This is a genomic window from Thioalkalivibrio sp. ALE31 (assembly GCF_000377405.1).
GTDB lineage: Bacteria > Pseudomonadota > Gammaproteobacteria > Ectothiorhodospirales > Ectothiorhodospiraceae > Thioalkalivibrio.
Map to the genome: position 1 here is coordinate 25,601 of NZ_KB905027.1, position 21,622 is coordinate 47,222.

General features: G+C 68.9%; 17 protein-coding genes. 6 read left to right on the forward strand and 11 right to left on the reverse strand.

Annotated features, from left to right (window positions below):
• Positions 1 to 6 precede the first annotated feature (6 nt).
• The 6 genes from D103_RS0111735 to D103_RS0111760 all read right to left on the reverse strand — a co-directional run bounded on the left by D103_RS0111735 (position 7) and on the right by D103_RS0111760 (position 9,074).
• Positions 7 to 3,933 carry a YhdP family protein gene (locus tag D103_RS0111735; RefSeq protein ID WP_038028860.1) on the reverse strand — a complete coding sequence of 1,309 codons (3,927 nt, stop codon included), beginning with the start codon at positions 3,931 to 3,933 and terminating at the stop codon, positions 7 to 9.
• A gap of 148 nt (positions 3,934 to 4,081) precedes the next feature.
• On the reverse strand, positions 4,082 to 5,620 hold the full coding sequence (rng, locus tag D103_RS0111740; protein ID WP_018867478.1) for a ribonuclease G: 1,539 nt from the start codon (positions 5,618 to 5,620) through the stop codon (positions 4,082 to 4,084).
• 79 nt (positions 5,621 to 5,699) lie between these two features.
• Positions 5,700 to 6,809 (reverse strand): AI-2E family transporter, encoded by a 1,110-nt coding sequence (locus D103_RS0111745; protein ID WP_018867479.1) that lies wholly within the window; start codon positions 6,807 to 6,809, stop codon positions 5,700 to 5,702.
• Positions 6,806 to 7,291 carry a hypothetical protein gene (locus D103_RS0111750; RefSeq protein WP_019583982.1) on the reverse strand — a complete coding sequence of 162 codons (486 nt, stop codon included), beginning with the start codon at positions 7,289 to 7,291 and terminating at the stop codon, positions 6,806 to 6,808. Before D103_RS0111750 ends, D103_RS0111745 begins: the two co-directional genes overlap by 4 nt.
• A complete protein-coding gene (locus D103_RS0111755) occupies positions 7,288 to 8,034 on the reverse strand; it encodes a type 1 glutamine amidotransferase (RefSeq protein WP_018876928.1) in 747 nt (248 codons plus the stop codon). Before D103_RS0111755 ends, D103_RS0111750 begins: the two co-directional genes overlap by 4 nt.
• A gap of 131 nt (positions 8,035 to 8,165) precedes the next feature.
• Positions 8,166 to 9,074, reverse strand: a complete 909-nt coding sequence (locus tag D103_RS0111760; protein WP_018876929.1) for a LysR family transcriptional regulator — start codon at positions 9,072 to 9,074, stop codon at positions 8,166 to 8,168.
• Between the two features lie 172 nt (positions 9,075 to 9,246).
• Here D103_RS0111760 and D103_RS0111765 point away from each other — a divergent pair, with 172 nt between their 5' ends.
• From D103_RS0111765 to rpmG, 3 genes are all read left to right on the forward strand, one after another.
• Positions 9,247 to 10,971: a bifunctional diguanylate cyclase/phosphodiesterase gene (locus D103_RS0111765; RefSeq protein WP_018876930.1), complete on the forward strand. Its 1,725-nt coding sequence runs from the start codon at positions 9,247 to 9,249 to the stop codon at positions 10,969 to 10,971.
• A gap of 96 nt (positions 10,972 to 11,067) precedes the next feature.
• The gene (gene rpmB / locus D103_RS0111770; protein WP_017941409.1) at positions 11,068 to 11,304 is read left to right on the forward strand and encodes a 50S ribosomal protein L28; all 237 of its coding nucleotides are present in this window, start codon (positions 11,068 to 11,070) and stop codon (positions 11,302 to 11,304) included.
• Positions 11,305 to 11,316: 12 nt separating this feature from the next.
• Positions 11,317 to 11,487, forward strand: coding sequence for a 50S ribosomal protein L33 (rpmG, locus tag D103_RS0111775; RefSeq protein ID WP_017941410.1), 171 nt, complete (start codon positions 11,317 to 11,319; stop codon positions 11,485 to 11,487).
• Positions 11,488 to 11,618: 131 nt separating this feature from the next.
• On the opposite strand, the gene D103_RS0111780 is transcribed toward rpmG, so the two are convergent.
• Positions 11,619 to 11,849, reverse strand: a complete 231-nt coding sequence (locus D103_RS0111780) for a hypothetical protein (RefSeq protein ID WP_018867485.1) — start codon at positions 11,847 to 11,849, stop codon at positions 11,619 to 11,621.
• Between the two features lie 84 nt (positions 11,850 to 11,933).
• Here D103_RS0111780 and D103_RS0111785 point away from each other — a divergent pair, with 84 nt between their 5' ends.
• The 3 genes from D103_RS0111785 to mutM are packed head-to-tail and all read left to right on the forward strand — an operon-like array spanning position 11,934 to position 14,907.
• Entirely contained in the window at positions 11,934 to 13,148 is a 1,215-nt protein-coding gene (locus D103_RS0111785) for an EAL and HDOD domain-containing protein (RefSeq protein WP_018876931.1), read from the forward strand.
• Between the two features lie 3 nt (positions 13,149 to 13,151).
• Positions 13,152 to 14,099, forward strand: a complete 948-nt coding sequence (locus tag D103_RS0111790; RefSeq protein WP_018867487.1) for a hypothetical protein — start codon at positions 13,152 to 13,154, stop codon at positions 14,097 to 14,099.
• Positions 14,092 to 14,907, forward strand: a complete 816-nt coding sequence (gene mutM / locus D103_RS0111795) for a bifunctional DNA-formamidopyrimidine glycosylase/DNA-(apurinic or apyrimidinic site) lyase (RefSeq protein ID WP_018876932.1) — start codon at positions 14,092 to 14,094, stop codon at positions 14,905 to 14,907. Before D103_RS0111790 ends, mutM begins: the two co-directional genes overlap by 8 nt.
• A gap of 491 nt (positions 14,908 to 15,398) precedes the next feature.
• Here mutM and D103_RS0111800 read toward each other — a convergent pair whose 3' ends face one another.
• From D103_RS0111800 to D103_RS0111815, 4 genes are read right to left on the reverse strand one after another with little or no spacing between them, the layout of a single operon-like run.
• Positions 15,399 to 17,015, reverse strand: coding sequence for an ABC transporter ATP-binding protein (locus tag D103_RS0111800; protein ID WP_018876933.1), 1,617 nt, complete (start codon positions 17,013 to 17,015; stop codon positions 15,399 to 15,401).
• A 2-nt stretch (positions 17,016 to 17,017) separates the two neighbouring features.
• A complete protein-coding gene (locus D103_RS0111805) occupies positions 17,018 to 18,286 on the reverse strand; it encodes an ABC transporter permease (RefSeq protein WP_018867490.1) in 1,269 nt (422 codons plus the stop codon).
• Positions 18,279 to 19,658, reverse strand: a complete 1,380-nt coding sequence (locus tag D103_RS0111810) for an ABC transporter permease (protein ID WP_018876934.1) — start codon at positions 19,656 to 19,658, stop codon at positions 18,279 to 18,281. The genes D103_RS0111805 and D103_RS0111810 overlap by 8 nt, the downstream gene beginning before the upstream one ends.
• A gap of 47 nt (positions 19,659 to 19,705) precedes the next feature.
• Positions 19,706 to 21,565, reverse strand: a complete 1,860-nt coding sequence (locus D103_RS0111815; RefSeq protein WP_018876935.1) for a peptide-binding protein — start codon at positions 21,563 to 21,565, stop codon at positions 19,706 to 19,708.
• Positions 21,566 to 21,622 lie beyond the last annotated feature (57 nt).

The window sequence follows — 21,622 nt, forward strand, 5'->3', positions numbered from 1 at the left end:
CCGGTATCAGTCGTTGTCGGCCCCGTCGGTCTCCGCTGCCGGCTCCACCAGCACGCGTACCTGCGGGTCGTCCCAGGGGCCCGTCACCGCGTACTCGACGCGGGCCGCCTCTTCTATCTGATCCCCGATCCCCAGCACGCGTTCCGCAAGAAGCACCACAACCCCGGTCACGGGGCCGCCCACCAGGGCCCCGACGATCGGGAGCGCGGTGCGCAGGCTCGGCACGACCACGATCTCGTGATCATAGTCACGTGCCACCAGCCCGGTGCGGCCGCTCAGACGCACCTTGGCCGAGGGTCCCTCCAGGCGCAGGTCGGGCACATGCAGGTCCCCGTCGCGCAGCACGGCGTCCGCGGTCAGCTCGCTGAAGGTCAAACCCTCGGTGAACACGTCGCGGAAATCCAGCCGCAACCGCCGCGGCAGTACGTCCAGGCTGACCAGCCCCAGCAGGCGACCCGCCCCCGGCTCGACATCCGCCAGGCGCCCGTCGGACAGCGACAGCTCCACGGACCCTGTCAGCTGCGCCAGGCTCGGGGCGTACAGCGGCCCCGGCCAGACGAGCGACAGCGACCCGTCGCCGGCGCCCCCGACCAGGGCCCGCGACAGCCCCGCCGACCGCAGGGCCGCGCCCCAGTCGTCACCGGACAGGGTCGCATCCAGGCGTGTCTCCGGCAGACCCTCCCCGGACACCCGCCAGATGCCGACGGCGTCGGCGTGGAGATCGCCTTCCGGGGCACGGACCTCCAGGTCCCGGATCACCAGACCGCTGGACTGCGGCTCCAGGCCCAGTTCGATATCCGCGAAACGGTAATCGCCCAGCGCCAGGCTGTCGAGCGTCAGGTCCACCGCCGGCCAGGCCCGCGGATCCTCGAAACTCCCGGCCGTGACGGGCTGCACCTCCGCTTCGGCCTCTTCGCCAGCGCCGGTCCACTCGAGATCGTCCAGAATCAGGTGACGCAGATGCGCCTCCCAGCGATCACGCCCGCCAGCGGCCATCGGGCGCCAGCGGGCCTCGCCGGCCAGCCAGTCGGACGCCACCTCCAGATCCCAACCCGCGTCCCCGCGCCGGCCCAGAAAGCGCAGCCCGCGCAGGTCCCGCCCGCTCCAGCGGATACGGTCGCGGATATCCAGTTCCAGGCGCGTCAGCGCCACGGCCTGCTCCGCCTCCTCGGCATCGTCGCCGGCCGCGCCCAGATCCACCGCACCGCCCCAGGGGGCCTCGCCCAAGGCCTCGAGCCACGGGTCCACCTCCAGCCGTGGCAGGCGGGCACGCACCGACACACCCGCCCCCGGCAGGGCCAGGGCGCTGGCCCGGGGAGCGCCGATCTCCAGCGCCAGGGCCTGCAGGGCAACCCCGCGCGCCGCCGTGCGGGGCTCGGCGCCGCGCACGGCCGGATCCTCGGGGGCAGCAGTCGGGGAGAGACGCAGGTGGGCCCGCAGGACAGAGCCCAGTGTCAGGTGGCCAATGCCCGCGCCGTCATGCCCCAAGGGCAGCGTCAGTTCCAGCGCGCGGGCCTCCTCCGCCGGCTTGCCGATCGGCTCCGGCCAGTCGATCGCCACACCCACCAGATCCGAGCTCAGGCCCAGACGCACGCCATCCACCGCCTGGCCAAGGCGCAGTTGCGCCTCCCACTGCGCCGCACCCTCCAGGTAGGGGGCAAGCTCCGGAAAATCCTCCAGCCAGGGCCCCAGGGGTTGTCTCCCGCGCGCCGTGAGCCGTGCGGTCTCGCCATCCAGGGGCCAGTCCGCCCCCAGGGTGACGGTCTCGTCATGGACACGCGCGGTCACATCCTCCGCCGCGATGCGATCGGCGGTATCGAACCGGACCTGGCCCTCGACGGCCTCCAGCACCGCGGGCCAGCCCGGGACCTCGGCGCGCGTGCCCTGGAGATCCAGCGTGCCGGCGACCCGCGTCTGGTCCATGCGCCCCTCCTGCAACGGCAGGGTCAGGGAGAGCCCCAGCCGGGTCGGGCCCGTCAGGCGCGCCTGATCGCGCAGTTCCGCCGCCTCCTCCAGCAGGTCGGCCTGACGCAGATAAGTCAGCAGATCAGCGGCATCACCCTCGGCCGTGCCCTCCAGTTCGAGGACCGCGTTCTCCATATCCTCGATCCCGATCCGGGTGGCATGCACCTCGGTGTCGAGGATGCGACCCCGCGCGTCCTCGGCGCGGAAGCCCGCGTTGTGGAACAGCAGCCGCCCGCCGACGTCCTCGGCCCTGGGCCAGCCCTCCTGGTAGTCGAGGATGCCCGCCTCGACATCCGCCCACAGGTCGAACACCCCCTCGCCGTCGGCAAACGGGAAGTCCTCTCCGCGTCCCCGGTAGGCCATGCCGCCCCCCGTGGAGACCCCGGTCACGATGCTGTCCACCAGCCACTGATAAGTGTTCTCCGGCAGGTGATACAGCGGCAGGTAGCGCGCGGTACGGTCGCCGTTGGCACGCAGGATGTCCATGGCGATATCGACCCGCGGGCCGGCCGCGTGCCCGTCCAGCCGCATCCGCATGCGCCCGCGTACCGCGGCGTCGGCATTCGCGGCATTCAGGCCCTCGCCCGCCAGATGCCAGTGCCCGGAGTCGTCACGCTCGGCGCGCAGGCGGCCACGGGCGGTGTCCAGCACCACCGGCTCGGCCAGTACCCGCGGCAGATCGATCTCCAGGTCGCGGCTGTCCAGCAGCAGTTCCACGCCGCCGCGACGCCACTGCAGGTAGCCCGCCGCCCCCTGCACCCCGAGCCCATGCCCGGCGGCCCGCCAGCCGAGATCCCGCACATCGGCCTCGGCCCAGACCGGCTGCAGCCGGTCCGACTCGCGGCGCGCCTCGAACCGGGCCAGGTCCAGTGTTCCGCGCGGATGGAGGTCGGCGATACGCTCGGCCAGCTCGGGCGCCGCCTGGCGCAGCAGGGTGAGCAGGGGCGCGTAGGGCTCGACGTCGACATCGCGGGCCGCCAGCTCCACCGCATCCACCACCAGCGCGCGGGGCTCGCCCTCCAGGCGGTAGGCCAGGCGCAGGTCCCCGGAACCCGGCCGCGTCCCGCTCCAGGACGACCGGTGCCGACCGTCCCGGACCCGCCAGTCGAATCGATGGCCGATGGCCGGACCGTCCGGTTCCCCGGCCAGGCTAAGAGTCGTCTCGTGATCCCCGCGCAGCCAGGCCATGCGGCCATCGTCGAGCGCACCCCACAGGCGCAGCGTCGCGGTGCCCTCGGGCGCGGGCCAGCCCAGGTAGGCCAGCCACGGCTGCCAGGCGGTCAGGTCCACCGCATCCGCTTCGAGGAAGAAACGCGCATCGCGCAGATCGGCCGCCGGCGCCTGCAACCCGAGCACGAAATGCCCACCCGCGTCCGGCGCGTCCAGGGCCCCGTCGAGAAACAGCCGCAGCGAGCCGTCGTGCGCCGTGCGCAGGGCCGCCCGGTCCAGCCGCGCGGCGGACTCCAGGCCCGCGCCGCGGTCCTCCCAGATCAGCCGGATCGCCTCCGCCTCGACATCGGGCCACTGCGCCACCGGGATGGTGAGCAGCCGCCCCTCGCCCATGCCGATCTCGCGCCCGTGGAGAGAAAACCGGCCATCGGCATGGCGCACCAGGCGCAGGTCCACCCCCTCGACCCGCACCGCCAGCGCCGGATGCCGGCTGCGCAGGCTGGCCCCGGCACTCAGCGATATCCCGAGGCGCTCGATGGCAACCGGCTCGCCCTCGGGCATCGCCACCCGGACCTCCCGCGCCACCAGCGCCGGGGACCAGCCGGCCCAGCCCAGTTCGATGCCCGCGGCGGAGACCTCGCGCTCAAGCTGCTCGCTGGCGGTCGCCTCCACCCAGGCGTGCAGGCCGTCCCAGTGCGGCAACGCCAGGCGCAATGCCAGGATGGCGATCACCAGTGTCAGCACCAGGGCCAGCAGGATCCCCAGGGCCACCCGTACACTTTGTGAACGGATGCTCATTTCTCACCCGTCCAATCACAGCGCGGCCTGCCCGGCCGACCGGGACCCCGATCCATGCTGGGTCCGCACGCGTGCTTCACCTTGGTGTCTCTCCCTCCCCGCTGGCGACAATCGCCCGCACCGGGCGAGCATCTAGACTAGGTATAGCTCAGACGAAGACCACGTCGAACTGTTCCTGGGTGTAGAGCGTCTCCACCTGGAAGCGGATGGGGATGCCGACAAAGCTCTGCAGCTCCGCCAGCGCGGCGGATTCCTCGTCCAGCAGCAGGTCGATCACGTTCTGCGACGCCAGGACCCGCAGCTCGCGCGCGTCGTACTGGCGCACCTCGCGCAGGATCTCGCGGAACAACTCGTAGCAGACGGTCTCCGCCGATTTGAGGTAGCCGCGCCCGCCACAGACCTGGCAGGGCTCGCACATCTGGTGCTCCAGGCTCTCGCGGGTACGCTTGCGGGTCATCTCCACCAGCCCCAGCGGCGAGACGTCGCAGATCTGCGTCTTCACGTGATCCCGTTCCAGCGCCTTTTCCAGCGCTCGGATCACCTGGCGCTTGTGCTCGTCGTCCTGCATGTCGATGAAATCGATGATGATGATCCCGCCGAGATTGCGCAGGCGCAGCTGGCGCCCGATGGCCTGGGCCGCCTCCAGGTTGGTCTTGAAGATCGTCTCCTCGAGCTTGCGATGGCCGACAAAGCCGCCGGTGTTGATGTCGACCGTGGTCATCGCCTCGGTCTGGTCGAAGATCAGGTAGCCACCGGACTTCAGCTCCACCTTGCGCTCCAGGGCGCGGTGGATCTCCTCCTCGACGTTGAACAGGTCGAAGATCGGGCGCTCGCCGGGGTAATGCTCGATGTGCCCGATCAGTTCCGGCAGGTAGCGTTCGACGAAGCTGCAGACCTTCTGATAGGTCTCGCGCGAGTCGATACGGATGCGCTCGATATCCACTCCCACCATGTCGCGCAGGATGCGCTCGACCAGCGGCAGGTCGGCGTAGACCTCGGTCCCCGGCGGCGCGCTGGCGGCCTGCTCCTGCAGGCTATCCCAGACCTTCTTCAGGAAGGCGGTATCGTTGTACAGGGCCTCGTAGTCGGCCAGCTCCGCGGCGGTGCGCACGATGAAGCCGTGCTGCGGGGCCAGCTCGTCACGCAGCTGCTCGATGGACTCGCGCAGCCGCGCGCGCACGCCCTCGTCCTCGATGCGCGTGCTCACCCCGACATTCGACTGGTTCGGCATCAGCACCAGGTTGCGCGACGGCAGCGTGATGTAGGTGGTCAGGCGCGCGCCCTTGGACCCCAGCGGGTCCTTGACCGCCTGGACCAGGACGTCCTGCCCCTCGCGCAGCAGTTCGCGGATGCCCTCGCGCGCCGGCGCCGCGCCGCCATTGGCGGTCCCGTTGCCCGCGGCGGTTGCCGGGGCATCCCCGCCCGACAGCGCATTGCCATTGAGCTCCTCGCGCTCCACCGGCGCCACGTCGGAGGCGTGCAGGAAGGCGGTGCGCTCCAGGCCGATGTCGACAAAGGCTGCGTCCATGCCCGGCAGCACGCGCACCACCCGGCCCTTGTAGATGTTGCCCACGATCCCGCGGCGACGGGTGCGTTCCAGGTGCAGCTCGGTCAGGACGCCGTTTTCCACCAGGGCCACACGGCTCTCCTGGGGCGTCACATTCATCAGGATCTCGGTTCCGGTCATGCGTTCTTCTTGTTATCGAATGGGGACCAACCAGCCGCCGGGCCCGCGGGCGGGCGCGGCGGAGGTCCGGGATTTCGGGCTACTTGGTGACGGCTTCGGCCGAACCGGCCTCGCCGTCCGTCGAGGTTTCGGGCGGCGGGTGCTGGGCTCGCGGCCAGGACTTGATCACCGCATGCACCAGGGTCGCCAGCGGGATGGCGAAGAACACCCCCCAGAGCCCCCAGATGCCGCCAAACACGAACACCGCGGCGATAATCGCCACCGGGTGCAGGTTGACCACCTCGGAGAACAGCAGCGGCACCAGCACGTTGCCGTCGAGGAACTGGATCACCCCGTAGGCGATCAGCACCCAGGCGAACTCGGAACTCAGGCCGAACTGGAAATAGGCGACCGCGGCCACCGGGATGGTCACCACCGCCGCCCCGATGTACGGGATGATCACCGAGATGCCCACCATGAACGACAGCAGCACCGCGTATTCCAGCCCGAACCAGTTGAAGGTCAGGAAGGTGACCGCCCAGACGATCACGATCTCGATGAACTTGCCGCGCACGTAGCTGGCGATCTTCAGGTTCACCTCGCGCCACACCTGGCTGGCCAGGTGGGTATCCCGGGGCATGAACCCGCGCACCCAGCCGAGGATCAGGTCACGGTCCTTCAGCATGAAGAACACCATCAGCGGGACCACGATCAGGTAGATCACCACGTCCACGATGTGCCGCGCCGAGGACAGCGAGAAGGACACCACGCGCTGCCCCAGCAGGGTCGCCTCGGCGCGGATCGCCCCCATCAGCTCGAGGACCTGTTCGTCGGTAATCAGCTGCGGGTAGCGCTCGGGGAGCTGCAGCAGCAGCTTCTGGCCCTCCGAGATCATGCCCGGCAGCTCGCGCACCAGCTGGGTGACCTGGGCCGACATCAGCGGCACCACACTGAACAGCGCCGCAACGGTGAGTGCCAGAAAGGCCAGCAGCACGCAGGTGACCGCGAGGATACGCGGGATGTGCCAGAGGACCAGCCTCCGTACCGCGCCCTCCAGCAGGTAGGCAATGATCAGCGAGGCCAGCAGCGGCGCCAGGATACGCCCGGCAAAGATGATGACCAGGAATCCCGCGAGCAGCAGAAACGCCAGGATCACCACCTGCGGATCGGTGAAATGACGCTGGTACCACTGACGCAGGATGTCGATCATCGCGACGCTCCTCCCGCCTCCGGGTCATCCCCGTCCGCGGAACGGGTCGGGTCCTGGGCCACCGCCTTCTCGTAATGGGTACGGAAGACGACCTCCAGCTCGTCGATCACCTCCACCGCCGGGCGCCCCTGCATCACGTGCTGGCCCATCAGGGCCGAGGTCTCGTTCAGCAGCTTGGAGCGATCCAGCATGTGGTAGGTGGCGGACAGGCGGCGCATGGCCTTGATCACCGACTCGCTCTCCGGCCGCGGAATGGGCTCCGGCTCGGGCACCGGCTCCGGTGCGGGGGCCGGCGATTCCTGCTCCAGAAAGCGGGCAAACTTCAGCAGGCTGGCCTGGTCCTCGGGCGACAGCCGCGCCGCGATCTCGGCGATCGCCCGCGCCGGGTCCTCGCGGCCCTTCTTGCGCGCACCCCCCAGCACCGAGCCGAGATCGCCTCCCGACAGACCGCCATCGCTGCCCATGCCCAGTGGAGGGATCATCCCTCGTCCTCGATCTTCAGGCTGAACACCGGCATCTTGCGGCGTTCCTGCATCAGGCCCAGCGCCTTCACCAGCGCCACGATCACGTCCTCGGTCACCTTCTGCATCTCGCCCCATTCCATGCGCGCCTCGCCCAGGAGTTCGCCCATGTTCGGCGGCGGGTTGTGACGCGCCTCCATGATGATGTCCTCGAGCATCCCGGGCTTCATCTCGGGTCGAAACAGCATGCCATAGGTCAGTTCGTCCGGCCGGATCGCCAGCCAGTCGCCGTCGCCGTCCACCAGTACCGGCTGCACGCCGTCCGGCAGGTCGACCCGGCCATTGACCAGTTGCAGCACCCGCCGGCCATCCAGGGCCTCGGCGAGTTCGTCGCCCTCGCCCGCCGCGGTCTTGTGCGCGGTCACGAAGCGCGCGCGATACATCGGGTCCTCGTGGGCGGTGCCACCGGCCTGCTCGGCCACCAGCAAACCGCCCATGCCGATCCCGACCACCGGGCGCTTCGAACGGCGAAAAATGTCGATCAGCGACAGCTCGTCCGGGACCTGCGGGTTCTCCTCGTGATCCGCGGTCGGCCAGGCGCCGCCCAGCAGCCACAGCCCGTCGAACTGGGCCGCGGAACCGGGCAGGTCCTGCCCCACGAACGGCCGATAGTAGGAAAAGCCGATATCGCGTTTTTCCAGCTGTGACTCGATCAGTCCGAGAAACTCGGAATAGGTATGCTGCACTACGCAGTAGTTCTTCATGTCGCGTCAATCCTGATTTTGTATTCGGGTCCGGGCGAGGGAAACACGGATCGGGGCCGGCTCGCGGCGGTGTCACTCCGACCGGCGAACAACGCACATGACGGTGGTGCCGTTGCCCGGCACCGCGCACCTCAATCCCGGTTTTCCTCTGCCGTGCAGTATCCGCGCAGGAACTGCATCAACACCTCCAGCGTGGGCACGCGGAACTTCTGCCGCGCGTGCACCAGGGAGATCGGCCGCTCCAGCGGCGGTGACAGTGGCAGTGCCACCAGTTCGCCCAGTTCCAGCTCCTTGGCCACCACCGCCTCGGACAGCACCGAGAGCCCCATACGGGCCACCACCGCGCCCTTGATCGCCTCCGAACTGCCCAGCTCCATGCAACCCCGCAGGCTGCTGCGGTCGTACCCGGCGCGCCCAAGGTACTCCATGATGACCTCGCGGGTCCCGGAACCCTCCTCGCGGCATATGAATGGACGCTCGATGAAGTCCGCGACGCGGACGCTCTCGCGCGTGGCCAGTTCGTGATCCGGCGGCACGATCAGGCGCAACTGATCGACCAGGCAGGGCTGCACCTGCAGGCTGCGGTGAGTCACCGGGGCCTCGACAATGCCGAGATCCACGCTGCCCTCCTCGACCATGAGCACCACGCTCTCGGTATTGCCCACCCGCAGGCGGATGCCGATATCCGGATGCCCGCGGCGAAAGGCCCCCAGCAGGGCCGGCAGCATGTACTCCGCCACCGTGGTACTGGCCCCGATCACCAGCGCCCCGCCATTCGCGCCCTTCAGCTCGCGCAGGGCGGCCTCCAGCTCGCCGTAGGTGTCGAAGATGCGTTCGGCATAGCGCTGCACGAGCCGCCCGGCATCGGTCAGTGTGACCCGATTGTGATTGCGATCGAACAACCGGGTATCCAGCTGTTCCTCCAGCTGCCGCACCTGGAAGGTCACCGCCGGCTGCGTCATGTGCAGCACCTCGGCGGCGCGGGTGAAGGACAACAGGCGCGCAACCGTTAGAAAAACCTGCAACCGCCGATCAGCCATGCCGCCCCGTCCTGGAGAATAAAGTCCGTACCATCCCCGGATGCTACCAAGCCCCCGCGACGGGCAACAGCGACCCGCCGCCCGGATGCATCGGCCCGGATTATGCCCCCGCCCGCGCGAGAAACGTCTATAAGGGAATCACGACATCATGGCGCAAGCCGAAGGAACCGGAATGGGGGCATCCCCGTACCACGCCGGGTCGCATGGGCGCTCGCAAGGCATCCACAAGCGCTGGAGGGTCGCCGGGACTGCCGCCGCCGCGCTCCTGATGGCACTGGTCACCCTGCTGGTCTTTCAGACCGGCGGCACCTCCACGGCCTATCTCAACTTCATCCTGATCCCGGTGCTGCTGGGGGCGGCCCTGTTCGGCCTGTGGGGCGGGTTGGCCTTCGGGCTGCTGGCCGGCCTGCTCCTAGGGCCCTTCATGCCCCTGGACACCACCACCGGGGCGGCCCAGCCCGCCCTGAACTGGCTCACGCGCACGGGCATCTACGTGGTGCTGGGCGGCTTCTCCGGCTGGCTCTTCGACACCCTGCGGCGGCATTCCGGCCGCCTGCTGGAGCAGGCCTACACCAACCCGGTAACCAACCTGCCCAACCGCGAGTCGCTGGAACAGTACGTCCAGCAGCTGATGCGCCAGGCGGAGTCCCCGCAGGCCGCCGCCACACGGGTGTTCGTGATCAGCCTGCAAATGGACAACTACCAGGACAGCATCAGCGCCCTCGGCCTGGCCGCCGAGCGCCCCCTGCTGCGCGGCATTGCCGACCGCATGCAGGGCGTGGCCGGTCCTGCCGGGGCCGACGTGTTTCATGTCCACGACGACCACTTCGCCCTGATCCTGCCGCACCGCGGGCGCAAGGAGGCCCTGGCGGTAACCCAGGCGGTGATCGACGCCCTGCAGGTCCCCTTCGAGGTCTACGACATCCCGGTCTATCTCGGGGCCCACGCGGGGATCTCGTCCTTCCCCTTCCACGAGCAGGACGAGCCGACCCGGCTGCTGACCAAGGCCTGGATGGCCATGCACCAGGCGAGCCACTCGGGCCGTCGCTACCGCAGCTATGACCGGCGCAGCGACGACAACAGCCTGCATACGGTCGAGCTCCTCGGCGAGCTCCAGGGCGCCCTGGACGACGGCCAGCTGCACCTGCACTACCAGCCCAAGGTGGACCTGGAGACCCGGCAGCTGATCGGGCTGGAGGCCCTGCTGCGCTGGGAACACCCCACGCGCGGCCGCATACCCCCGGGCGAGTTCATACCGCAGGCGGAGCGCACCGGGCTGATCCACGAGCTGACGCGCCGCGTCCTGCGCCTGGCCCTCGCGGACCTCGCCACCCTGCGCGAGCACGGCCTGACCATGCCGGTCAGCATCAACATCTCCGCACGCAATTTCCTCGACCCGGCATTCGCCGATGATCTGCTGGAACAGGTACACGCCTCCGGCCTGCCCCCCTGCGCCCTGGAGCTCGAGTTCACCGAGACCGCCCTGATGGCCGATCCGGACGAGGTGATCACCGCCCTCAACCGCCTGACCGCCGCCGGGCTGGCGCTCGCCATCGACGACTTCGGCACCGGCTACTCCTCGCTGGCCTATCTCAAGCGGATGCCGGTCACCACCCTCAAGATCGACCAGGCCTTTGTGCGCCAGATGCTGGAACACGCGGTGGATGCCCAGATCACCCGCGCCAGCATCAGCCTGGCCCGCGACCTCGGGCTGAAGGTGGTGGCGGAAGGGGCGGAGGACGCCGCCACCCTGGACACCCTGCAACAATGGGGCTGCGACGCGGCCCAGGGCTTCGGCATCGCCCGTCCGATGCCGCTGGACGCAACGCTTGCCTGGGCCCGCGAATGCGGCGTGGCGCCCCGGGTCCGAGCACACTGCGCCCCCGGGGCCAACTGAGCGCGCCGCGCCAGACCCGTTTCTCCCTTGCACCGGCCCCGGGGCTGCGCTATAGTCCGCCGTCTTTCTGGTAGACCCAAATTCCGGAGTCCCCCGATGGCCCGAGTATGTCAGGTGACCGGCAAGCGCCCGGCGACCGGTAACAACGTTTCGCACGCCCACCGCAAGACGCGGCGGCGCTTCCTGCCCAATCTGCACTCCCACCGTTTCTGGGTGGAGAGCGAGAACCGTTTCGTACGCCTGCGCGTCAGCAGCAAGGGCATGCGCATTATCGACAAGCGCGGCATCGACGCGGTCCTGGCGGACTGCCGTGCCCGCGGTGAAAAGGTCTAAGGAGGCTTCACGATGGCTGCCAAGTCCGCACGCGACAAGATCCGCCTGGTGTCCTCCGCCGGCACCGGCCACTTCTACACCACGTCGAAGAACAAGCGGAACATGCCCGAGAAGATGGAGATCAAGAAGTTCGATCCCGTCGTCCGCAAGCATGTGATGTACAAGGAAGCCAAGATCAAGTAATCGCGCCCCCCGGCACGATTGCCTGATCCCGGGCAAAAAAGGGCCCGGCCCGCTCACGCGGTGCCGGGCCCTTTTTGTGTCTGCGTGCCGGAAGCCCCGGATGCACCGCAGCGCGCACCCGGGGCCCATCCTCAAACCGGATCCGGCTGACCACCCTTCCCGGATGCCGCGCTGCCCTCCGCGGCGGTCTCCGCCCAGCGCGTCATCACGCGTCCCCAACGATGCGCGGTCGCCGGGTCCAGTTCGATCTTGGTATAACGTTCGCCATCGCGGATAATAACTCGCAGCAACGGAACCCCCGAGTCGTGCAGGATCTGGCGCAACTCCACGACTTCGCCAAATGGCGCATCAATCGAATCCATGGTGCGTGTGTTCCTCCCGAGCCGGCCTGCCGCACTTCGTCGTGGCCGCCCATCCGTGATTGATCGTGTTCACCTGACGCAAGCATGCAACCAATTTTTGTCGGCCGGCAACCCATCTTCGACGATCAGGAGAACCTGGTCGGCTTCGAGCTCCTCTTTCGCGCGGGGCATATGGATACCGCCTCGGTCACCGACGGCGACCTGGCCACCTCCGATCTCCTGCGCAGCGCCTTCATCGACATCGGGCTGGAGCATCTCGTCGGCGAGCACCTGGCGTTCGTCAATCTGACCCGCGGCTTCCTCGAGCACGACGTCATCACCAGCCTGCCACCGGAGCAGGTGGTGCTGGAGATCCTCGAGGATGTCGAGATCGACGCCGAAGTGGTCGCCGCCGTGCGCCGCCTGAAGGCCCGGGGCTTTCGCATTGCGCTCGACGACTACCAGTTCCAGGAGAGCCACGCGGAACTGGTCGAGCTGGCCGACCTCGTCAAGCTCGACGTGCTGACCCTGGGCCGCGAACGCCTGGCGCAGGAAGTCGACACCCTGCGCGGCTTCGGAGTGGAACTGCTGGCCGAGAAGGTCGAGACCGCCGAGGACTATGCGCGCTGCCGCCACCTCGGGTTCAGCCTGTTCCAGGGCTTTCACCTGTCATTTCCCCACGTGATCGAGGGGCAGCGCCTGGAGAGCCTGGAGCTCGCCCTGCTGCGCCTGCTCAAGGCCCTGCAGGCCCCCGATCCCACGCCGGCCGAACTGGAGCGCCTGATCGCCGCCGAACCGGGGCTGGCGATCCAGTTGCTGCGCCTCGCCAACAGCCCGGCCTACCGGGGCCGGCGGCCCACGGACTCCCTGTACGATGCGATCCTGCGGCTGGGCCAGGGGCGGATCAAGCGCCTGGCGATGCTGATGGTCCTGCGCGGCGCCGACGGCCAGAGCCACGGTCTCGAACAGGTCATGATCCGCGCCCGCATGGGCATGCTGATGGCCCGCGCCCTGGGCCTGCCCCCGGAGGAATGCGAGCGCTATTTCACGCTCGGCATGCTGTCCGGCCTGGACCGGGTGCTGGGTGTGCCGCTGCGGCGCATCCTCGGCGAACTCCACCTGTCCACGGAGATGGAACAGGCACTGCTGGAGGGGAGCGGCCCGCTGGCGCCGCTGCTGGCGACCATCGCAGCCTTCGAGGGCCCGGCGCTGCCGCCCGACAGCGAGAATGCCCCCGTCCCCGCGCCGGTCTCCAGCCGGCTCTACCTGGAAGCCGTACGCTGGACCGAGGACCTTCTCGCATCCCTGGCGGAGCCCTAGACGATGCCCCTCACCCTGCGCAGCCAGCTGATGCCGGAAGCCGCGACAGGCCCCGACACGGGGTTGCGGATCCGGCTGCGCGAGCCCGCAGGGATCGAGGCCGCGCGCGGCACCCTCGAGATCCATCCGGGCCTGAGCCCCCTGGCACCGGATGACTATGTCGAATACTGGACCGCCCCCGGCACACCGCGCTCATCCCGCGAGGGCCCCGTGCACCTGCTGGAACACGACGATGTGCTGTTTGCGAGCTGGACCGGCCCGGACCACGGACTGCGGGAGCAGACCGAACAGGCCTATCAGTCGCTGCTGGCCGCCTGCCGCACGCGCGGCTACGAACACCTGGCGCGCATCTGGAACTTCTTCGGCGATATCCACGGCGAAGAGGACGGACTGGAACGCTACCAGGCGTTCTGTGTCGGGCGCGCCGCCGCCCTGGAGGCCCTGCAAGTCCCGCTGGCCAGCATGCCGGCCGCCACCGCGATCGGTGGCGACCGGCGCCAGCTGGTGATCTACCTGATCGCCACCCGGACACCGGCGAAACCGCTGGAGAACCCGCGCCAGGTCAGCGCCTACCACTACCCGGCGCGCTACAGCCCGAAGAGCCCGACCTTTGCCCGCGCCACACAACTGGATACGGCCGACGGCCCGCTGATCCTGCTCTCCGGCACCGCCAGCATCGTCGGCCACGAGAGCCGGCACCCGGACGACGTGGTGGCCCAGGCGCGCGAGACCCTCGCCAACCTCCAGGCCCTGCACAATACCGCCGGGCGCAAGCTGCCCCGGCCGTCCTGGTTGCGTGTCTACCTGCGCCGCCCGGAGGACCGCCCCCGGGTCGCGGCCGTGCTGGCGGAACACTACAACGCGGCCCACCCGGGTCCGATCGTGCAGTGGGTGCGCGGCGACATCTGCCGCCGCGAGCTGCTGCTGGAGATCGAGGGCGTGCATGCCTGAACTGCCCGAGGTCGAGACCACCCGACGCGGACTGGAACCCCTGCTGGCCGGGCGCCGCATCACCGCCTTCGAGGTCCGCGAGCCACGCCTGCGCTGGCCCGTCCCCGAAGACCTGACCACGCGGCTGGCCGACGCGCAGGTCCACCGACTGGCCCGCCGGGCCAAGTATCTCCTGCTGGAGACGGATCGCGCCGGCGTGCTGCTGCACCTGGGGATGTCCGGCAGCCTGCGCCACTGCCCGCCGGAGACACCACTGCGGCGCCACGACCACCTGATCGTTCACCTCGACAACGGCTATCAGGTCCGACTGCATGACCCGCGCCGCTTCGGCTGCTGTCTGCCGCTACCAGACGACGGCACCCCGCATCCGCTCCTGGCTGAGCTCGGCCCGGAACCCCTGGACCCCGCATTCGATGGCGACACCCTCTTCCTGCGCAGCCGCGGCCGCCGTGGCCCGGTGAAGGCCTTCATCATGGACCAGGCCATCGTGGTCGGGGTCGGCAACATCTACGCCACCGAGGCCCTGTTCCTCGCCGGCATCCGGCCCGGTCGCGCGACCGGCCGGGTCACCCGCGCGGAATACCAGCGCCTGGCCGCACACATCAAGGCCGTACTGGCCGAGGCCATCGAGCAGGGCGGGACCACCCTGCGCGACTTCCTCCGCGAGGACGGTACCCACGGCTACTTCCGCCAGTCCCTGCACGTCTACGGCCGCGCCGGGGAACCCTGCCACGTCTGCGCCGATGTACTGCGCACCCGCCGCATCGGCCAGCGCGCCAGCAGCTACTGCCCCACCTGCCAGAAATAGCCGCCCGTCTAACCGAAAGGCCGCGAAGAACTTTTCACCACAGAGTGCACAGAGGACACGGAGAAGGGCGGGTCACAGGAAGACAGGAAGCTCGTGAAGATGCCGGATGGAATGAATGTGGTCAGTAGCAATGCGGGCCACCGCGGCTACAATGATCCACCCAGACCCGTCGTCATCCCGGCCGCAGCGCCGCGAAGAGCCGAGATCTCCCACGGCACCCTCAGCGCCTGGCGCTCTGCCCGTTTTCGGCCATCCCGGATAACCGCTGCGCGGTTTCCCAGATGGCGCCGGTCAGTCCTGTTTTCAGAATCATAAACGGGCCTTCAGATAATTACCGACCAAGGCACACGGGAGCCCGAACCCGGGTCTTCTCCGTGCCCCCTGTGCCCTCTGTGGTGAAAACGCCCTTGACCTCGCCCTTCTTCGTGTCTTCGTGCGCTTCGTGGTGCATCGAAACGGCATTCGCAAAGATGTGGGGCACTCCCGCAGAGTCAGAGGTAGCGCGAGACGCGGGGCACGGCGTCCAGCAGGTGGCGAGTGTAGTCGGCCTTCGGGCTGGCCAGCACCTCGGCGGTGGCGCCGATCTCTTCCATGCGTCCGTCGTGCATCACCAGCATGCGATCGGAGAAGTACTCGACCACGCCCATGTCGTGGGTGATGAAGATCATCGCCAGACGCCGCTCGGCCCGCAGCCGGGCAAGGATCTGCAGCACCTCTGCCTGCACCGACACGTCCAGCGCACTGGTGACCTCGTCGCAGATGATCACGTCCGGATCCAGCACCAGGGCCCGCGCGATCGCGATGCGCTGGCGCTGACCGCCGGAGAACTCGTGCGGATAGCGCCACAGGGTATCTTCCGGCAGCGCCACCTGCTGCAGGACCTGCCCGGCCAGGGCGATGCGTTCGTCCACGTCCGCCCCGATGCCGTGCACCGCCATCGGCTCGGTCAGCAGCGTCAGCACGTTCAGGCGCGGATTCAGGGACGAGGCCGGGTCCTGGAACACCACCTGCAGGTGGCGCCGCAGTCGGCGCAGGGGCTTGCGCGGCATGCGGGTCAGCGACTCGCCGCGGTAGCGGACCTCGCCACCGGTCGGTTCCACCAGGCGCAGGATGGCCCGGCCCAGGGTGGTCTTGCCACAGCCGGATTCGCCGACCACCGCCAGCACCTCGCCGTTCTCCAGCTCGAAACTGACATCGTCCACCGCGCGCACCACGTCGACCTGGCGGCGCATCAGCCCCTTGAGCACCGGGAAGTGCACCTGCAGCCCGGAGACCTGCAGCAGCGCATTGCGTCCGGCGCCCGGCACCGGCGGCAGCGGGGGCAGATTCTCCGGCAGGGCCTGGATCAGCTTGCGCGTATAAGCATCCTGCGGGTCGCGCAACAACGGCAGGCACTCGCCCTGCTCCACCAGCCGCCCCTCGCGCATCACCGCCACCCGGTCGGCCACCGAGGCCACCACCCCGAAGTCGTGGGTGATCAGCAGCACCGCCATGCCGTTCTTCTCGCGCAGGCGGTCGATCAGCTTCAGGATCTCGGCCTGGATGGTCACGTCCAGCGCGGTAGTCGGCTCGTCCGCGATCAGCAGGTCCGGCTCCGCCACCAGCGCCATCGCGATCATTACCCGCTGGCGCTGCCCGCCGGAGAGCTTGTGCGGATACTCGTCGCGGCGCTGTTCGGGGTTCGGCAGCTGCACCTCGCGCAGCACCTCCAGCGTGCGCGCGGCGCGCTGCTCCGGGCTCATCTGGGGGCGGTGCAGACGCAGCACCTCCTCGATCTGATCGCCCACGGTCAGCACCGGATTCAGCGAAGTCATCGGCTCCTGGAAGATCATCCCCACTCGGTCGCCGCGTACCTGCTGCATCGCCGGGGCTGGCAGCCCCAGCAGTTCCTGGCGTCCCTCGCGCCCGGCCAGCCAGACCTCGCCCGTGGGGCGCTCGAAGCCCTCGTCCAGCAGGCGCATGATGGCCAGCGCGGTGATCGACTTGCCGGAACCCGACTCCCCGACCAGCGCGAACAGTTCGCCGCCGCGGATGGCGAAGCTCGCCTCCGCAACCAGCGGTGCCTCGCTGTCACGGTGACGGATCTGCAGGTTGCGCACTTCCAGCATGTTCAGCGCACCCCGCCGCTGGTCGCGCTGGTGGCACCGGCCGCCGGACGCGCGCCGGCATCGCGATTGGCACTGCGCGCGGCCGAGCGCGCGTGCGGGTCCACGGCGTCGCGCAGGGCCTCGCCGATCAGGTTGTAGGCGAACACCGTCAGGAAGATCGCCCCGCCGGGGAAGGCCGCCATCCACCAGTTGAAGGTGGAACTCTGTACCGCCTGGTTCAGCATCTGCCCCCAGGAGGGATCATCCACCAGACCCAGGCCGAGGAACGACAGCGTCGCCTCGGCGAGGATGGCCGAGGCGACCCCGAAACTGGCTGCCACCAGGATCGGCGCGATCCCGTTCGGCAGCATGTGCCGGAACAGGATCGACGGCAGCGACAGCCCCGACGCGATCGCCCCCTGCACGAAGTCCTGCTGGCGCAGGCGCAGGAACTCCGCGCGCACATAGCGCGCGTAGCCGGACCAGGAGGTCAGGCCGATGATCAGCATCATCAGGTACAGCGAGCGGCCGAAGAAGGCAACGAAGGTCAGCAGCAGGAACAGCGTCGGGATCGCCTCGAAGATCTCCACCAGGCGCATGCCGATGATGTCCACGATCCCCGAGAAGTAGCCCATCAGCCCGCCCAGGATCACCCCGATCCCCAGCGCGATCCCGGTGGCGATGAAGCCGATGGACAGCGCGATGCGCGAGGCGTGGATCATGCGCGAGAGGACATCCGCACCGGTGTCGTCAGTGCCGAACCAGTGCACCCGGTCCGGCGCCTCGCGCGGGGCCTCCAGGCCGGTATCGGCATAGTCGCGCAGGTAGTCGCGCGGCGAATACGGGATCGGGGCGCGAATCACCGTCTGGTATTCGCCCATGCGCTCGGCCTCGCGGTACTGATCGTGGATCACCAGCGACGGCGGCGAGACCGTCTGCCAGGCCACCGCGGCCAGCACCGCGCCCAGCGCGGCCCACAGCCCGAAGCGTCGCCAGGGCCGCCCGGGCAGGCGCCAGAAGACCAGCGCCAGCACCAGCAGACCGAACAGCGTCACGTCGGCTGCCGTCAGATAGCGCAGGAAGGGCATCGCCCACTCGCCGTCGGTGGTCTGCACCAGCAGCGGATGGGAGGTCGCCAGCACCGGCGCGAGGATCGCCACCAGGGTCAACAGCGCGATCCAGCCAATCCCGAGGCGCGCGCCCCAGCGCAGCAGGACCTCGCCCACCACGCGCCGCGCCCAGGAGCGGCTGCGGCGACCCCCGGTTTCCGGATGGCGGCTCGGCTCAGTCATAGTTCACCCGCGGATCGACGATGGCGTAGGCGAGGTCCGCCAGCAGGTAGCCGACCAGGGTCAGCACCCCGGAGATCAGGGTGATCGACAGCACCAGTTCGCGGTCGCGCGTCTGCACGGCCTCCACCGCCAGCTTGCCCATGCCGTCAATGGAGAAGATGGCCTCCACGATCACCGACCCGGCCAGCAGCGAGGGCAGCAGGGTGGCGGACACGGTGATCAGCGGCAGCAGGGAGTTGCGGAACACGTGGCGCCACAGCACGTCGTGCTCGGCGACCCCCTTGGCCCGCGCGGTGCGCGCATAGTCCGAGGTCAGGTTCTCCAGCACCGCCGAGCGCGACAGCTTGGCCAGGAACGCCAGCCCGCCGTAGGACAGACACAGCACCGGCAGCACCAGATGCCAGGCCCGATCCAGCAGGAAGCCGGGCACCATGCTGCCCGGCGCCAGTCCGAGGGCCAGCGCAAGCCCCGCGCCCAGCCCCAGCGTGCCCAGATAGAAGCCGCGCAGCACCCCCCAGTCACTGTGCGCCATCAGCCAGCCGACCGCGGCGCCGACCCCCATGGCGACCCCGGTACTGACCGTCCCGGCAACGGCCAGGTCGCGGAACATCAGCCAGCCACACAGGGCCCCGAGCACGGCCCCGAGCCCGCCACGGATCCGCGCCGGCAGGGTTCGCGCCAGGTAGATCCCCAGGGCCGCGCCCAGAAACGGCAGGACCAGCAGCAGCGGCAGGGCCCACACCACCTCCACCGTCGGCAGGAAGGTCATGTCCAGTGCCGCGCGCTGGCTGATGCCCCCGGTGGGAAACCACTGCCAGAACTGGTCGGAGGCGAGGAAGCCGATCAGCAGCACGCCCGCCAGCATGGTCGGCACCGACCACAGCGCCAGCAACACCACGCCGGATTGCGAGTCGAAGGCCTGGCCGTGCTGGGTGGCCGCGCGCACCCCCACGGCCACCGCGACGATGTAGATCAGCGGGATCGACAGCACGTTCAGCAGCAGCGTAATCGGCAACCGCTCCGCGATCAGGTCGACCACCGGGCGGCCGTAGCGAAAACTGGTCCCCAGGTTGGGCGCCTTGAAGTGCGGCCATCCGGTCAGCGAACCGTCCGCGTCCTGGGCGAATCCGATCGGCGAGATGTTGTTGAGCCAGCGTCCGAACTGCACCGGCGCCGGTTGATCCAGGCCGTAGAGGCGGTTGTAGTACTCCTCCATCGCCTTCTGCGCCTGCGGCTCCAGGCCCTGCCCCTCCACCAGGGTCAGGGCGCTGATGCCCCCGGGCGCCGCCGCCATCACCGCGAACACGACCACGGTGATGCCGAACAGGGTCGGCACCATCAGGATCATGCGGCGCAGGATATAGGTCAGCATCCCGCGCGCCGCCTGCCGATCGGTTCCACTGCGTGGCCCATGGGCGACTACTGCCCGTAGCGCTGGAGTTCGAAGGGCACGTAGACCTCCAGTGGCACCGCCCCGAGGTTCAGCCCCAGCGCGGTCTGTTCCAGGTTCTGGATGCGCCGGTCGATGAAGGCCAGCGTCTGGCGCCGCATCAGGAAGGTGTAGGGCTGGTCCTCGTGCAGGATGCGCTCGGCCTCGCGCCACAGCTCCATGCGCGCCGGCTCGTCCACCTCGCCGCGGGCCGCCTCGATGATCGCGTCCAGCTCGGGGTTCTGGTAGTGGATAAAGTTGTCGCCGCCGGAAACGGTCTGGCTGGAGTGGAACATCTGGTAGATATCCACCTCGACGCCACTGGTCCAGCCCAGCGTGATGGCGTCGAAGTCCTGGCGACTGAGCTTTTCCAGCATCACCGACCACTCGGTCGGCTGGGGTCGCATCTCCACTCCGGCACGCGCATAGAGATCGCGCAGGAACAGAGCGATCCGTCGGGTGTCCTCGTTGTCCTGGAAATACGCCAGTTCGAAGGAGAACGGCTCCCCGTCCTCGTTGACCAGCACGCCGTCGCGATTGCGCTCGCGATAGCCGGCCTCGGCGAGCAGCTCCAGGGCCCGCTCGACATCAAAGGGGATGGGTTCGAGATCCGGATTGTGCTGATCGCTGCGCGGCGAGAACGGCGAGATCGCCCGCTCGGCATACCCCAGCATGACCTCCTCGATCAGCCGGTCGACGTCCGTCAGGTAGCTCATCGCCTTGCGCACCCGCGGATCGGCGAAGCGCGTTGGCTCGCCGTTGCGCTGCTGATTCCAGGCGATATAGGAATAGCCCGCCGTCGGACTCATGTACTCGTGGGTGTCCGCGCGTTCGCGCAGCGCCTCGTCGTCACGTAGCCGGGCGTATTCACGGGGCCGGGCGCCGTAGACATCGATATCCCGGTTGCGGAAGGTGGTCAGGCGCGCGCTGTCGTTCTGGATTACGCGCCAGACCAGGCGATCCAATGGCGGCTCGATCGGACCCCAGTAGCGCGGGTTGCGCTCCAGCTCGATGCGCCCGGCGTCCGGCGTCCAGCCGGTCGGGTCCTCCAGCCGGTAGGGGCCGGAACCGAGCAGGATGCCGCGCGACTCGTTGAAGGTCTCGGGGTCCTCCAGGTAGCGCTCGTAGAAGTGCTTCGGCAGCACATCGAGGCCCCCGGCCACCCGCATCGCATCGAAAAACGGTTCCTCGAACACGAACCGTACCGTGCGTTCGTCCACGGCCTCCACCGCCTCGACCTTCTCCAGGAAGGCACGCGCCCGCGGCACCGCGATAGCATCGGTCATCAGGAAATCGAAGGTGAACTCGACGTCCTCCGCGGTCAGTGGCTCGCCATCGGAAAACTGCGGCCCCGAACGCAGGCGGAAGGTCAGCTCCGTCCCGCTGTCGTCAAATTCCCAGGACTCGGCCAGCAGACCCTGCCATTCCAGGGTGTCCGGATCGCGAACCACCAGCGACTCCAGCACATAGTTCTGCACCTCGGAGGCATAGGCATCCGAGGACACATACGGCGTAATGGTCGCGAGCCCGGTGCCAAAGGCCTGCACCAGCCAGTCACCCTCGGCGTAGTCCTCCTGCTCCGCGGCCCGTGCCGCGCGGCGGAAGGCCGACGGGACCGCGTCCGCCCGCGGGCCCTGCTCGGCCTCCATGCCGGCGAAACGTCCCGAGGCCAGGTCCGACTCCAGCCCCTGCAGGCTGCGCCGCAGCGCCCGCAGGTCCCGAGCCTGCTCGCTCATGGTGTTCTGCATGGAGGCCATGCGCTGCCACTGGCGGTCGATCTGGACCATCACCAGCAGCAACAGGATGCCCAGCACGATCAGGGTCACGATCCAACCGAAATGACGACTCACAAGACCTCCGGGTTGTTGCGCTGGCCGCCCGCCACACTGTTTTCGGCATGACGGGCG